14 protein-coding genes and 1 tRNA gene are annotated in these 12897 nt (G+C 37.2%); 6 read left to right on the top strand and 9 right to left on the bottom strand.

The genetic code is table 11. The features are described 5' to 3' along the window. Positions 1–90: 90 nt before the first annotated feature. Positions 91–864: a nitrilase-related carbon-nitrogen hydrolase gene (locus tag ABXT44_RS00430; RefSeq protein WP_416687166.1), complete on the top strand. Its 774-nt coding sequence runs from the start codon at positions 91–93 to the stop codon at positions 862–864. 6 nt (positions 865–870) lie between these two features. On the opposite strand, the gene ABXT44_RS00425 is transcribed toward ABXT44_RS00430, so the two are convergent. The 5 genes from ABXT44_RS00425 to ABXT44_RS00405 all read right to left on the bottom strand — a co-directional run bounded on the left by ABXT44_RS00425 (position 871) and on the right by ABXT44_RS00405 (position 3632). Then, complete coding sequence (locus ABXT44_RS00425) at positions 871–1563, bottom strand: glutathione S-transferase (RefSeq protein WP_416687164.1); 693 nt, start codon at positions 1561–1563, stop codon at positions 871–873. 29 nt (positions 1564–1592) lie between these two features. Further along, on the bottom strand, positions 1593–2225 hold the full coding sequence (locus tag ABXT44_RS00420) for an MORN repeat-containing protein (RefSeq protein ID WP_416687162.1): 633 nt from the start codon (positions 2223–2225) through the stop codon (positions 1593–1595). Further along, positions 2218–2412: a hypothetical protein gene (locus ABXT44_RS00415; RefSeq protein ID WP_271541654.1), complete on the bottom strand. Its 195-nt coding sequence runs from the start codon at positions 2410–2412 to the stop codon at positions 2218–2220. The genes ABXT44_RS00420 and ABXT44_RS00415 overlap by 8 nt, the downstream gene beginning before the upstream one ends. A 118-nt stretch (positions 2413–2530) precedes the next feature. Continuing rightward, entirely contained in the window at positions 2531–3310 is a 780-nt protein-coding gene (djlA, locus tag ABXT44_RS00410; protein ID WP_416687159.1) for a co-chaperone DjlA, read from the bottom strand. A 13-nt stretch (positions 3311–3323) separates the two neighbouring features. Then, entirely contained in the window at positions 3324–3632 is a 309-nt protein-coding gene (locus ABXT44_RS00405) for a hypothetical protein (RefSeq protein WP_416687156.1), read from the bottom strand. Between the two features lie 182 nt (positions 3633–3814). On the opposite strand from ABXT44_RS00405, the gene ABXT44_RS00400 reads away from it, so the two are divergent. The 3 genes from ABXT44_RS00400 (at position 3815) to ABXT44_RS00390 (ending at position 6216) form a co-directional block, all read left to right on the top strand. After that, positions 3815–5605, top strand: a complete 1791-nt coding sequence (locus ABXT44_RS00400; RefSeq protein WP_416687153.1) for an ABCB family ABC transporter ATP-binding protein/permease — start codon at positions 3815–3817, stop codon at positions 5603–5605. 4 nt (positions 5606–5609) lie between these two features. Continuing rightward, positions 5610–5831 carry a hypothetical protein gene (locus ABXT44_RS00395; protein ID WP_416687151.1) on the top strand — a complete coding sequence of 74 codons (222 nt, stop codon included), beginning with the start codon at positions 5610–5612 and terminating at the stop codon, positions 5829–5831. A 103-nt stretch (positions 5832–5934) separates the two neighbouring features. Then, positions 5935–6216, top strand: a complete 282-nt coding sequence (locus ABXT44_RS00390; protein ID WP_416687148.1) for a hypothetical protein — start codon at positions 5935–5937, stop codon at positions 6214–6216. Positions 6217–6346: 130 nt separating this feature from the next. Here ABXT44_RS00390 and ABXT44_RS00385 read toward each other — a convergent pair whose 3' ends face one another. Both ABXT44_RS00385 and ABXT44_RS00380 read right to left on the bottom strand, forming a co-directional pair. Next, positions 6347–7828, bottom strand: a complete 1482-nt coding sequence (locus ABXT44_RS00385) for an SHOCT domain-containing protein (RefSeq protein WP_416687145.1) — start codon at positions 7826–7828, stop codon at positions 6347–6349. Positions 7829–8175: 347 nt separating this feature from the next. Further along, a tRNA-Met gene (locus ABXT44_RS00380) sits at positions 8176–8252 on the bottom strand. Positions 8253–8394: 142 nt separating this feature from the next. Between ABXT44_RS00380 and coaE the strand changes: the two genes are divergently transcribed. Beyond that, complete coding sequence (gene coaE / locus ABXT44_RS00375; RefSeq protein ID WP_416687142.1) at positions 8395–9009, top strand: dephospho-CoA kinase; 615 nt, start codon at positions 8395–8397, stop codon at positions 9007–9009. Positions 9010–9036: 27 nt separating this feature from the next. On the opposite strand, the gene ABXT44_RS00370 is transcribed toward coaE, so the two are convergent. Together ABXT44_RS00370 and ABXT44_RS00365 are read right to left on the bottom strand one after the other, a co-directional pair. Further along, on the bottom strand, positions 9037–11418 hold the full coding sequence (locus ABXT44_RS00370; RefSeq protein ID WP_416687140.1) for an ABC transporter permease: 2382 nt from the start codon (positions 11416–11418) through the stop codon (positions 9037–9039). A 136-nt stretch (positions 11419–11554) separates the two neighbouring features. Continuing rightward, positions 11555–12220, bottom strand: coding sequence for an ABC transporter ATP-binding protein (locus ABXT44_RS00365; RefSeq protein ID WP_416687137.1), 666 nt, complete (start codon positions 12218–12220; stop codon positions 11555–11557). Positions 12221–12247: 27 nt separating this feature from the next. Between ABXT44_RS00365 and ABXT44_RS00360 the strand changes: the two genes are divergently transcribed. Further along, entirely contained in the window at positions 12248–12892 is a 645-nt protein-coding gene (locus tag ABXT44_RS00360; RefSeq protein WP_416687135.1) for an arylesterase, read from the top strand. Positions 12893–12897: the final 5 nt, after the last annotated feature.

Here is a 12897-nt window from a genome sequence, read left to right as displayed (position 1 = left end):
TCTATATCGTTGTTGCGCCTGTATGGATATATTGGATTATTATAAAGCCCTATAATTGGATTAAGAAAATTCGTAAATCGCGAGAAAAAAATGAAAATTAATGCAGGCATATTTCAATACAAAATGCGCGATGAAAATCCTTTAAAAAGGATTCAAAGGCTAGAGGAAAAATTACAGCAAACTGATGGGCTAGATTTAATCGTTTGCCCTGAGCTATTTCTTTCGGGGTACGGGAGCTTTGAGAAAATCAAAGAGTTTTGTGAGCAGAGTGATGGTGAGTTCGCAAACAAAATAAGCCTACTTGCAAAAAAGTATTCAACTGCCATTCTTTATGGATATCCAGAAGTGGTCAAAAACAGTCTGTTTAACTCAGCTCAGTATTTTGATAGTAAGGGCCTGTCTCTTGCAAACCATCGCAAAAAAATGCTGCCGCCTACTGCCGATGAATCAAAGATATTTAAACCAGGCAGCAAGAGTTCGATCATTATGGTCAACGGGATAAAGTCTGCGATCGTCATTTGTTATGAGCTAGAGTTTCCAGAGATAATTCGTAAATTAGCTCTACAAGACGTTGAATTGATTATCGCTCCAACCGGCCAGTCATCCCTTTGGCCAGCTGCAGCTCTTTATAATTGCAGAACTAGGGCATTTGAGAACGGAATATATGTGATTTATGCCAACTCTACTGGAAGCTTAAATGGCATCAATTTTATGGGTGAGAGCAAAATTATTGGGCCAGATGGGCTTGATGTTGTAAACGCTGGAACAACTGAAAAAGTTATCACAGTAGAGATCAACACCGCTGAAATATCATCAGTGCGTAATAAGCTCTCCTACCTTGATGACTCGAGAAAGCTCAATTAGCTCACTTTATATGCTGTCTGGAACGCCAAAGCTATACTCATCATCTCGAACTTTATCGTGGTCATAGGTCTTAATTTTCCAGGCTCTGACGCGTGGATTTTTATTGATCTCGTTGTATAGTCTGACCAAGCCATCAAATGGGCGAACAACCTCCGCTGAGATACCATCAATAACGCCCGAAGCGATCCATCCTAAAAGACTCCAAACTGCAAGGTCAGCAATAGTCATAGTGTCTCCAACAAACCAACCTGAATGATTGGCATCTAAAATATCTTGTAAATAACCAAAGTATGTTGGCAGTTCATTAGAGGTCAACTCTTTTCGCATTGCCTTCTTTTTTAATGGATCACTTTCTTTCATTGAGGGACTTAAAAGTGCATTAATATTTTCAACAGCAACAACGATTTGATCGACCTTGCCCGCCTCAATAATATCCTCTGGATACATTCCGCCAAGCTTGCCACATATTCTTGCAATTGCCATTGTTTGCGCAATGCTTTCACCATTTATAGATAGAACGGGTAGTTCACTAAATGGGATTTTTGTGCCGTCCTTCATTTTCCCATTCTCTTTAGCATAATCCCACTCCTCATCACTTGGCCTGAAGTCTTCAAAGTCTATATTTGCTATGAACAGAGGTAGTCTTGATATTTCAGCACGCCAAAAAGGTAAATCAAAATATATAATTTTTATGTCCACTAGCTCATCTCCAAATTATCCTATAAGCTCTAATTATAGTTAATAAAAACATTATCCTTAAACTCTCCTTTCAAGCGCCTACCATCATTTGAATAAATCATAATTCCCTGGCCATTTCGCTCGTCATCTAACCACTCTCCTTCATAGCTACTGCCCTCTTCATATTTCCCTCTATCTTGATAGGTCATGACGCCAAAACCATTGCGCATATTATTTTTAAAGCCGCCCTCATACCTTCGGCCATCAGGATAGGTCATGATGCCATTGCCATTGCGTATATTATTTTTGTAGTCACCCTCATACCTTCTGCCATCTGAGTAGGTCATAATGCCTTTGCCATGAATAGCACCATCTTTAAAATTTCCCTCATAGGTTTGGCCGTCTAGATGTCTAAATAAACCACTACCATTGGGCTTATTACCCTTAAAACTTCCAAAATATTTTGAGCCATCTATGGAGTCATAAACCCCCATCCCAGACATACAGGTTGCTTTAGTCAATTCAATTAAGCATTCATCAACTTGTCCTTTATAAATACTTCCATCGGAAAAATCAATCCTGACAACCCCCTCTAATCCCTCAAGGAATAAATCATTTTTGTCTGCATAGACTTGGCCTGCAAGAATAAAAATAATTAGTGGCAGTATATTTACCTTAGCCACAAGCCCCGCCAAAACGACTTCGAATGATAATTTCTTTAGCTACAGGAGAGCTGACGTTAAATTTCCGAGCAAGATAATCAATGCTTTTATGTTGGTAGGTATAAAGCATTACCATCATATAAATTTCATCATCGGTAACTGCTGGACCATTATTAGAATGCTTAAATGATTTTTGTCCTCTTGCCATGTGATTAGTTACTCTGCGTTTTTGCTTAGCTTTATGACTAAGATTTTATTTCATTTTTAAATGATATTAAAACCTAATATGAATAATTATTAACTCTACAACAAAAATTGAGATACAGTTAACTAGAGCCTCGATGTTTTTTTATCAGCTCATAAGCACTAATAATTTCCTGGGTTTTTTCATTCGCCATCTTTGTCATTTCTTCAGGCAGGCCTTTAGCAACTAACTTATCTGGGTGATGCTGAGATAATAATCGCCTATAAGCTGTTTTAAGCTCCTTATCAGTTAAGTTTTTATCAGCACCTAATATGACGTATGCATCATCGATTGTTAGTTTGCTAGATTTGCCACTCGCAATAGAAAACTGCTGAATAAGTCGCTCTAATTCAGGAATAGGGAAGCGCAGTTTATTAGCAATATATTTAAGAGCGTCATACTCTTTATCATCGAACACACCATCTGCATATGTAGCTTGAATTTGAATCTCTAAAAACATCCGGACTAGGTGGGTGCGCCTATGAGATTCGGTGCGAAACTGCTCAAGCACCTCGTCAAGGTTAAAATCATTTTGTTTGCCTTGGTTAAAGAGCTCTTTTGCAGCTTTTTGCATATCTTCAGATAACTGCATGTGCTGCATAACTTGCTGAGCTAGCAGAATTTCAGACTTTGAGACTTTACCATCTACTTTGGCAATGTATCCCATAACTGAAAATACACTACTAAAAAATGCTGCTTGAACGCGCTGTTGATCACCGGGCCGATAATCTGAAGCAGATCCACGGAAATTAGACTTACCTTTTGAAAGGTTACCCGCGAATGCAACACCAAGCATCGCACCAAGTGGGCCACCAATCATATAGCCTAGCGCCCCGCCTAAAACTGATGTCCACCAACTCATAGTCGAGGTTTCTTCATAAAGTTATCTTATAGGTGAATCTAAAACGCAAACCACTACCCATATTTGCTTTTACAGAAGGCTTAGGCGAAGGAAAAACAGTACCATTTTCATTAATATAGGTGGCTTGACTTGTTAACTCAATAGCCTCAGAATCGTTAAGGCATATAGTCTTTCTCGTATAAATCTCTTCTGAAATATGCTCAGGAATTAAAGCTGCATCCATCCATCTGCAGAGGTCCTCATCCGTCCAATCATCCAAATAATTTGCATGTGAAAGACTTACAATACTGCTTAAGAACAAAGATAAATATATTTTAATCATACGAGTAATTATAAATAATACGTTAAGGGGTAGGTGTAGATTAGGAGTTTTTTAGATAAATATTTATGCCACTAAAAAGGTCAAAATTTCTTTAAATGACTGAGGGGGATAATATCTCCATCAATAATCAAATAAACGTGATAATGTTGTTTTTTAGTCTTTTATAACTAAAGCCACACTCAATGAGCTCAAGCAGTAACCAAACTAAGGCTTACGATTTTAAAACCAGGGATATTAAGGTTTTAAAAAAGCTCTTGCCGTATTTACTCAAAATGCGAGCCCGTGTTATTTGGTCTGTTAGTTTTTTAATGTTAGCGAAATTGGCTAATGTTGGTGTTCCCCTTGCGCTGAGAGAGATCGTTGATGGACTTGATCAGACTAATTTAGTCTTGGTGTTGCCGCTTGGCATGCTCCTTGCTTACGGCCTTTTACGATTGGCAAGTTCACTGTTTAATGAGCTTCGTGATGCCATTTTTGCCAAAGTTCGTTATCACGCAATGAATCTGATTGCACTTGGCGTCTTTAGGCATTTACACACTTTAGATTTATCCTTTCATTTAGATCGTCGCATTGGCGGTATTACCCGTGATATTGACCGGGGCACTCTAAGCGTCTCCACCTTACTCTCCATTTTTGTCTTTAACATTCTGCCTTCATTATTTGAGATATGTTTAGTAATCGGCATTTTATGGCTAAATTATAACCTTCTTTTTGCTGGCGTCTCTTTATTAACTGTGTTCTTTTATGTTACGTTAACGTTGGCCATTACCACTTGGCGGATGAAGTATCGCTACCAAATGAACGATATGCAATCCGAAGCCAATACCAATGCAGTCGATAGTTTGATTAATTATGAGACCGTCAAATACTTCAATCAAGAAAAATTTGAAGTCGATCGTTACGGAGAGACGATGCAGCGCTGGGAAGATCTGGCTACCAAGAGCTTTACCTCCATGACAGCACTTAATTTTGTCCAAGGCGCAGTGATTGCTTGCGGTGTGACCATTGTTTTGATTATGGCAGCACAAGGTGTAGTCGATAAGAGCCTTAGCTTAGGCGACCTTATTATGATTCAAGCACTCCTCTTACAGCTCTTTATTCCGCTCGGTGGTTTGGGCATTATTTATCGTCAAATTAAACATAATTTCATCGATATGAATAATATGTTTGACCTATTGGATCGCTCCTCCAAAGTCACCGATGTTGCTAATGCGTCAGAACTCAAAGTCACCCAAGGTGAGGTTAAATTTAATAACGTCTCTTTTGCTTATGCTGGCAAGCAGGAGGTGCTAAGCAATATTAACTTTGTTCTTAAGCCGGGGCAAAAAGTAGCGATTGTCGGTCCTTCTGGGGCAGGCAAATCAACACTTGCTAAGCTGCTCTTTCGTTTTTACGATATATCTAGTGGTGAAATATGCATTGATCAGCAAGATATTAAACAATTCACCCAAGACTCGGTGCGCGGCTCGATGGGCGTCGTACCCCAAGATCCAGTGATGTTTAATGAAAGCATTTATTACAATATTGCTTACGGTCGTGCGGGTGCAACCGAAGCCGAAGTCAAACAGGCAGCGAAGCTCAGTTTTATTGACAGTTTTATTGACTCCTTGCCGCAAGGTTATGACACGCTGGTTGGCGAGAGAGGCTTGAAGCTCTCAGGCGGTGAAAAGCAGCGCCTAGCGATTGCACGAGTGCTGTTAAAAAATCCAACGATATTGATTTTTGATGAGGCCACTTCTGCGCTTGATTCATATTCGGAAAAAATGGTACAAAAGGCGTTAGCGAGTTTAGCGCATAAGCACACAACTCTGGTGATTGCTCATCGCCTTTCCACCATTGTCGATGCCGATCAAATTATTGTGCTTGGTAATGGCACTATTGTCGAGCAAGGCAAGCATCAACAGCTGCTTGATCTTAATGGACAATATGCGAGACTTTGGCAAATACAAGTTAATAAGCAAACTCAGGGGTAGCATTATGAAAAGTAAAGTTCTAGAATGGTTTGGAGTTGTAACAGCAATAATGTATTCAATGATGGTGGCATTGAATATTGGAGTCGAATTTACTGGCTTTCTTTTATTGTTAGTGTCAGCCTTTTCAATTGGATTTTGGGCTTACCTAGGAAAGCATAAAGGGATACTTTTTCTTCAGTTCTTTTACGCAACAGCAGGAGTTATTGGAATGGTTAGATGGTATTAGATTAATTCTGACTTGGACTAAAGTCCAAACTTCGTTTCATCTGAGAGGGAGTTCTTTTTTGCACTATAATTAATTTTCTTTAAAAACAATACTAGGAGTGCTAATGTCAGTAGCAAGAATTACAACAGTAACCTTTGAATCAAATGAAGCGGCAGATATTGCTGCTGCAGCCTACGTTCCAAATGCACCAAGTGACTTTCCAGAAGCAGAGCAATTGATAGCAGTTAAGTCTGAAGGCAACGTCAACATATCTATAACTTTATATGAGAATAATGAAGCAATGGAAAGAGCAACTGCTGCAAAAAATAAAGTAATGGACGCTATTCAAGGGATTGTTTCTGTAGATACTAAAGTTGGCTCTGTAATATTAGACCATAGCAACTAACTAAAGTACAAAACTACTAAGTCCAAACTTCGTTTCATCTATGAGGGAGGTAATATTAATAGTTAGCCGAGTTCAATGAGCCTCCCCCACTAGGTATCAAAGTCTGAATATATATGCGAGGGATGGTAGATTAGTTCATGGTATCAATAATCTTTTGTTTCATTTTCTCAAAATCATCTTGATTGATAATTCCTGAGTCTAGAAGTGCTTTGACTTGCTTAAGTCTTTCAACATAATCTACTGACTCATTTGTCTCTAGGGTGGATACTTCTTTGGAAGCTGACTTCGATGCCTTTACAGAGTCATCCCAAACTGAGCCATCCCAAACTACCTCACCTGCTTCACCATAAAGTTCACAGGTTCCAACAATATTGTTTTCTTCCTGCCATTTTGTACACTCATTAAATGCGTCTTCTTTAGTTCTCCCAACACCGTGTTCACAGCGACCATCTTCTCCCACAACTGCAAAAAAGTAACCACTAGAATTATGCTCCATGTAACCCTTCCAATTTGCTGCAATATGTCCCTGACATAGTTCTTTGACGTTTGTGTTGTAATCAACTGTTGGGAATGATTCATTCGTAGTTGCTTTTGAAGCATCATAATCTAATAAAATTTCTGGTGAAAATTCATATTCTTCATTGTTCCAATTACTTAATACAAATTTCATTTCATCGCTATTTTTGTCAAATTTTAACTCTCTCGCACAATCATGAAATAAACTACCATCCATAATTTCACTTTCATTAATTAACCCTCTTTCTATCATCAACAAAAGTATTGCTGCGCCAACGACGTCCTCTGCATCACCTAAAACCATTTTGTTTTCATAGATTGGTCGAAGAATTAAATCTTTAAAGTCAGCTTTTGGGAATGGGAGTAAGCGTTCAGCAAAGTATCTAGCTCCACCTTCAATCATCCAGCTACTGTTACTATTCTTTTTATCTCTCCTATTTCTGCACTCACCTGTATTTGCTAAGTCATGCTGAAAAGCATGATAGAGCTCGTGTTGAAGAAAACCTTGGATATCAATAAAAATAGCATCTTGGCCATTTGGGTTACTTCTCATCTCCTCAGGAAGGGCCATTACGATTAGTCGTTTATTAGTGCAAAGAGTCCATTGGGATGACCAGTCTAATCCTTTATCTAAGCCCACTTTAATGTCATTCATAAGGCCATAATCAGCGCCACCAGAACAGCCTGAATTTATAAACCAGTCTTCAATTAACTTTTTACTTTCATTGATTTCTTTTGGAGACATTAATACTTGGTGAAGACGAAAGCTTCCATATAAATTTTTAACTGGGTTAATTACTTGCCCAACATCATACAAAAGAACCAATATATCTGACTCACGTGAAGCCATTTTAGAACTAGCAGAATCAGCCCACTCCTGTAAAGTTTTTGTTGGAAAGCTTGATTTGTTGACAATAGTTATGTCGTAGTTTTGATTAGCCGATGAACTGTTTTGAGTATTATTGTTACACTCAAATACAAAATAAGTACCGTCCGCAGATAAACTCTTGACTGGCTCACTGCCATCAGGACAGCCTGCTGCGAAACCTTGAATTGAGAAAAAGAATAATGTTAGAAGTAGTAATAGTTTTTTCATGGAGGCTATTATAGACTGGTGAAACCAAAGACCAAACTTCGTTTCATCTGTGAGGGAGGGATTATTAATAGTTAGCCGAGTTCAATAGAGGGTCCCCCGTACCTTCAAAGTCTGAATATATATGCGAGGGATGGTAGTTTTTTAATAGTATTTAACTAAACCACTGGTTGTATGCTCTCTAAACCACTGGTTAAAGCATATTAATTAGAAAACAATTATTAAATATATAATTATTAGCGATTAATTAGGGTGAAGGAAGAAGGGTCGAAATCTGTATTAATGAGTACCAGTTGAGTACCAAAACATTATTTTGATTTAAGTGAATTAGCTTAAAGCCTTATGGGATATGGTGGTTATGGGTGGACTTGAACCACCGACCCCAGCATTATGAATGCTGTGCTCTAACCAGCTGAGCTACATAACCAAAAAGAGCGCCTATTATCGAAATTTTTCTTGAAAAAGTCAAGCTAAACCAGCAAATAAGCACCATATTATTATCATTCTTCCAGTATCAGCTAGAATTCAATATAAAATTTAGTTACTTTCATGCACTTAACTTAATTTTAATGGAACAGAAAGTTCTTAAGATTGCCCTTACAGGCGGAATAGCTTCAGGAAAAACTCTAGTAAGTGACTTATTAGAAATTCATGGTTGTTATATTATTGACCTAGACATTATTTCTCGGGAAGTTGTGTTACCAGGATCAGATGGCCTAAAAGAACTCGTAGAGGCTTTTGGAAAATCAATACTTCTATCTGATGGGACACTTGATCGTAAAAATCTTCGTGATGAGCTCTTTAAGAAAGGAAGAAATAGAGTGCAAATTGAGCAGATACTTCATCCAAAGATACTCCAGAAAATGAAATCTTCAATGGATGATTGTAGAGAAGGGATTATGATTGTAGTAATACCCCTCCTGGTAGAAAAAGAACTATGGGGGCCATTCGATAGAGCTATAGTTGTAGATTGTGAAACCGAAACGCAGTTGATACGACTAATGTCGAGAGACAATATTGATAAAGAAAAAGCAAAAATAATGCTGCTTTCTCAAACAAGTCGAGAAAAACGCCTTCAATTAAATAATTATATTCCTACTGATGTTATTGAAAATAACTCAAAAATAAGTGAGCTAAAAGATAAAGTAAAAACCCTTAATCAAAGACTACTTGCTCTTCTTTAGTACTTAAATTACTTCTAGCTCCAACAATTACTCATTACGAATAAGTGGATATACTTTGGGGCTAAAGATACTTTTATTTGCCATCAAAATAAGTACAAAAGATACTGTTGCAGTTGTCAATAAAATCCAAAGCGTCAGCCCTAAATCAAATTTCCAAGTTAGCTGAAGGGTATTCTCAACAACAAGATATGACCCCAAGACTGCAACTGATAGTGCAAAGAAAATCAAGGTGAAGTATATAACAGCAAACTCTATCGTCATTGCTTTAAGTATCGTTGGAAAATCCACACCTAATATTTTGTAAATCAAATTATTGTATCTTCTAAATGTAGTTTGAACCATGACTGCGCTGACAATTACTATCAAACCAATCACAATAACAATTAAAGATATTCCAGTTACGGCTATAAATATCTTATTTAATACGCCGCTAATTTGGGACAAAATCCTATCAACTTTTATAGCTGATACGTTAGGAAACTTCTCGACAACAAGGGCCAGAATATCATTAGAGGATAGGTCTGACTTAAGCGTTCCAATATATTCATAGGGGAGCTTGTTAGCAAAAGCTTTATTAATAATAATTGCAAAGTTAACAGAAATATCCCGATAATCAACCTCTCTAAAATTCTTTAGAGTTCCAGTGACATCCCTGCCCAATATATTCAGTGTAATCTTGTCATTGATCTTCATGCCTAGATCATAAGCAGCTCTACTGTCCATTGAAATGAACATCTCATCCTCATTACCAGGCTCCCACCATTCACCCTCAATAATTGGGTTATCTGGCTTTGGTTTTTCTGCCCATGAAATGCGCCTATCGCCCCTAACAACCCATGCAGATCTATTGTTTTCTGAGACAAGCTCTTCTATAGGCGTTCCATTTAGGAAGATAAATGAAGCACTCGCCATTGGGCTAAATTCAAGAGCTACATTGGGATCCATATTTTTAATAAAAGACTCTAAGTCACTTTTAATATCTCTATCGATGCTCACAAAAAATAAATCTGGCGCCATCGATGGGATGCTATCTGATATTTCTTTTTTTAAATTATTGGCTACAAAACTCAAAGTGAGAAGGAGCGTTAAACCTATGCCTAAAGATATTGTCATGATAGGTGCAAGTGATTTTTTTGCAACAATATTCCTATACGCAATCCTATAGCCATTATTAGAAAATTTATGAAACCTTCTAAGAAAGAAAATTAACAGTTTAGATACGCCATAAAATATAAGCATCGTAATAAAAAATGCTAAAAAGTATAGGACTGTGTAATATTTTTGCTCAGTCTGAAGAACAAAATAAGTAGTCAAAATTGTAACCAGAATCGCCAGTAAAATAATATTCTTTAAAGAGAAGTTTAGGCTTACTGGCTGAAAAGTATTACGAAACAAAGCAACTGCTTTGATCTCGCTAATCGAATACAGCGATGGTATTGAAAAAATTAAAACAACTAATAGGCCAATGAAAAAAATATTTAGATAGCCTATCAAGCTGACAGTTGGCTGAAGATCGATTCCTAAAGATTTTGGTAGAAATTCATTCGCCAACAAAGGACTAAAAACCCCAAACAAATAGGCAATAATTGATGTGCCTATTAATATTAGAATAATTTCATAAAAGTACATGAGTTGAATAAAATTCGAAGAAAAACCTATCGACTTTTTAACCGCAATACTAGTATTTCTTTGGTTAACGAAAGAAAGCAAGGTGTTGCTGATTCCAATGCCCGCAATTATCATCGCGCTGACTGACACTAAATTTAGAAAGTTAGAAAAGTTATCAATTATCCTATTTAAACTCCGCCCACTCTCTCCTGGAAGTCTAGTTTCAATAGTATCATCATAGGCAATAATTGATTTAACCAATCGAGTTTGCTCGCCCTCTTGATTAGAATTACTAAACTTTAGGCGGTACTCGTGATCAAGAAAACTGCCGCCCGAACTCAGCTTAAATTGATCGTAACTCGACTTACTAATTATAGCAAATTCACCAAAAACAGCTCGCTCTGCAAGGTCTGGAACTGATAAAACCAAACCACCCACTTGAAAGCTTTTACCCATGATTACAACATCATCGCCAATCTCCACTTGGAGCATGTTTTGAATGCTCTCATTAATTAAAACAGTTGGCTTTTCTGTATTTAAAAATATTTTTTCAGCAGCGCCCTGAGGTGTTGTAATAATCTCGCCATAAAGTGGGTAGTTATCATCTACTGCCCGAAGCTCAGAAAAAACAGGCGACTGACCTTTTTTTGAAACCATGGTTGCAAGCTCAATTGTTGAGCTAACTTTACCTAAATCCTTTAACTCTTCAAACACTAAACTAGGTAACGGGTCAATACCACTTGTAATTTGAATGTCGCCACCTAATAACTCTTTAGAGTTTGCTTCAATTTCATTATTCAAAGCCTCCTTGACGGAGAACGTCAGAGAAAGCAAGAGTAAACTAATAAAAAGGGTGCTCGCGATAACCCATAATTTTTTATAGCTTCTAGAAAAATCTCTTATTGCATACTTATTAATTAAGCGTAGTTGCTGAATATCAAACAATTTGACCGTCCTTAATTTCAATAATACGATCGCATCGCTCAGCTATTAGATTGTCATGGGTTACCATGACTAGTGAAGTTTTACTTTTTTTGGTGTAATTAAAAAGCAAATCCATCATGCTTTCTGAATTAGCACTATCTAAATTTCCAGTTGGCTCATCTGCCAGAATAATTTTAGGCTTATTTATTAGTGCTCGAGCAATGGCAACTCTTTGTTGCTCGCCGCCAGAAAGTTCACTAGGAAGATGATTGAGCCTATGGTAGAGACCAAAATCTGCAAGCAATGCTTTAGCATCATTATCTTGATTGTATTTTTGATTTGCCTCGAGTGATAATAAAACATTCTCAATAGCGGTAAGGTTAGGAATTAGATAGAAGGATTGAAAAACAATGCCAATATTTTTTCTTCTAACTTCTGATAGTCTGTCTTCCTTCAGCCCAACAATTTCTTCATTATTAATCTTAATTGAACCTTCAGTAGCAGTTTCAAGGCCTGAAGCAAGCATAATGATTGATGTTTTTCCTGAACCACTTGGCCCAACAATAGAAATAATCTCTTCACTGTTTACTGAAAAATTGATACGCTTTAAAACTTCTACTACATCGTTTTTAGAGCCGTAATTTAACGAAACATTATTGAACTGTATAGCTTCACTCATCACTTAATCTAATATAAAATTCGGGCAATGATTATCTCAAAAAAACTAAAGCTAAAAGCACTATTTACTGGCTTAATATGCATATTTTTATTTACCGGTGCTTACGCTGCAAACCCCATCAAAATTATGCTCTATGGAGACAGCCTGATGGCTGGATATGGGCTATCTCAAAACGAGAATTTAGCCTCAGAGCTCATGCGTAATTTTGAAGATAACAATTTTACAGTCAGCGTTATTAATGCTAGTATTTCTGGAAACACTTCTAAAAATGGCCTATCTAGAGTGGATTGGTCTCTTGGAGATAAGCCAAACATAGTGGTTGTGTGCCTTGGTGCAAATGATATGTTAAGGGGCCTTAACCCATTTCTGACAATGGAGAACCTTGATTCAATAATCACTAAGTTTAATCAAAGTAACTCGATTGTAATACTTGCTGGAATGCAATCTCCTGAAAGTATGGGGCCAGAATATAAAATTAAATTTGATGGAATTTATCCTGAACTTGCTGCCAAATATGACTTAATTTTTATGCCTTTTTTACTTAAAGATGTTGCTCTAGAAAAGAAGAACTTACAGGCCGATTATAAGCACCCTAATAAAAAGGGTATCAGGATAATAGCGAGTAACTTATACCCATATATCCTTGAGGGCATTAATCGACTTGAGAAATAATTAAA

It is taken from the genome of Candidatus Pseudothioglobus sp. Uisw_041 (assembly GCF_048087625.1).
Lineage (GTDB): Bacteria > Pseudomonadota > Gammaproteobacteria > PS1 > Pseudothioglobaceae > Pseudothioglobus.
This window is presented reverse-complemented; position numbering and strand designations above follow the sequence as displayed.

What these genes read in the sequence shown, in the direction of transcription:
- djlA (WP_416687159.1), bottom strand. Translation starts at nt 3,310, where the DNA reads ATGAGTTGGTGGACATCAGTTTTAGGCGGGGCGCTAGGCTATATGATT.
- ABXT44_RS00400 (WP_416687153.1), top strand. Translation starts at nt 3,815, where the DNA reads ATGAGCTCAAGCAGTAACCAAACTAAGGCTTACGATTTTAAAACCAGG.
- ABXT44_RS00390 (WP_416687148.1), top strand. Translation starts at nt 5,935, where the DNA reads ATGTCAGTAGCAAGAATTACAACAGTAACCTTTGAATCAAATGAAGCG.
- ABXT44_RS00360 (WP_416687135.1), top strand. Translation starts at nt 12,248, where the DNA reads ATGATTATCTCAAAAAAACTAAAGCTAAAAGCACTATTTACTGGCTTA.
- ABXT44_RS00430 (WP_416687166.1), top strand. Translation starts at nt 91, where the DNA reads ATGAAAATTAATGCAGGCATATTTCAATACAAAATGCGCGATGAAAAT.
- ABXT44_RS00365 (WP_416687137.1), bottom strand. Translation starts at nt 12,220, where the DNA reads ATGAGTGAAGCTATACAGTTCAATAATGTTTCGTTAAATTACGGCTCT.
- ABXT44_RS00405 (WP_416687156.1), bottom strand. Translation starts at nt 3,632, where the DNA reads ATGATTAAAATATATTTATCTTTGTTCTTAAGCAGTATTGTAAGTCTT.
- ABXT44_RS00395 (WP_416687151.1), top strand. Translation starts at nt 5,610, where the DNA reads ATGAAAAGTAAAGTTCTAGAATGGTTTGGAGTTGTAACAGCAATAATG.
- coaE (WP_416687142.1), top strand. Translation starts at nt 8,395, where the DNA reads ATGGAACAGAAAGTTCTTAAGATTGCCCTTACAGGCGGAATAGCTTCA.
- ABXT44_RS00385 (WP_416687145.1), bottom strand. Translation starts at nt 7,828, where the DNA reads ATGAAAAAACTATTACTACTTCTAACATTATTCTTTTTCTCAATTCAA.
- ABXT44_RS00415 (WP_271541654.1), bottom strand. Translation starts at nt 2,412, where the DNA reads ATGGCAAGAGGACAAAAATCATTTAAGCATTCTAATAATGGTCCAGCA.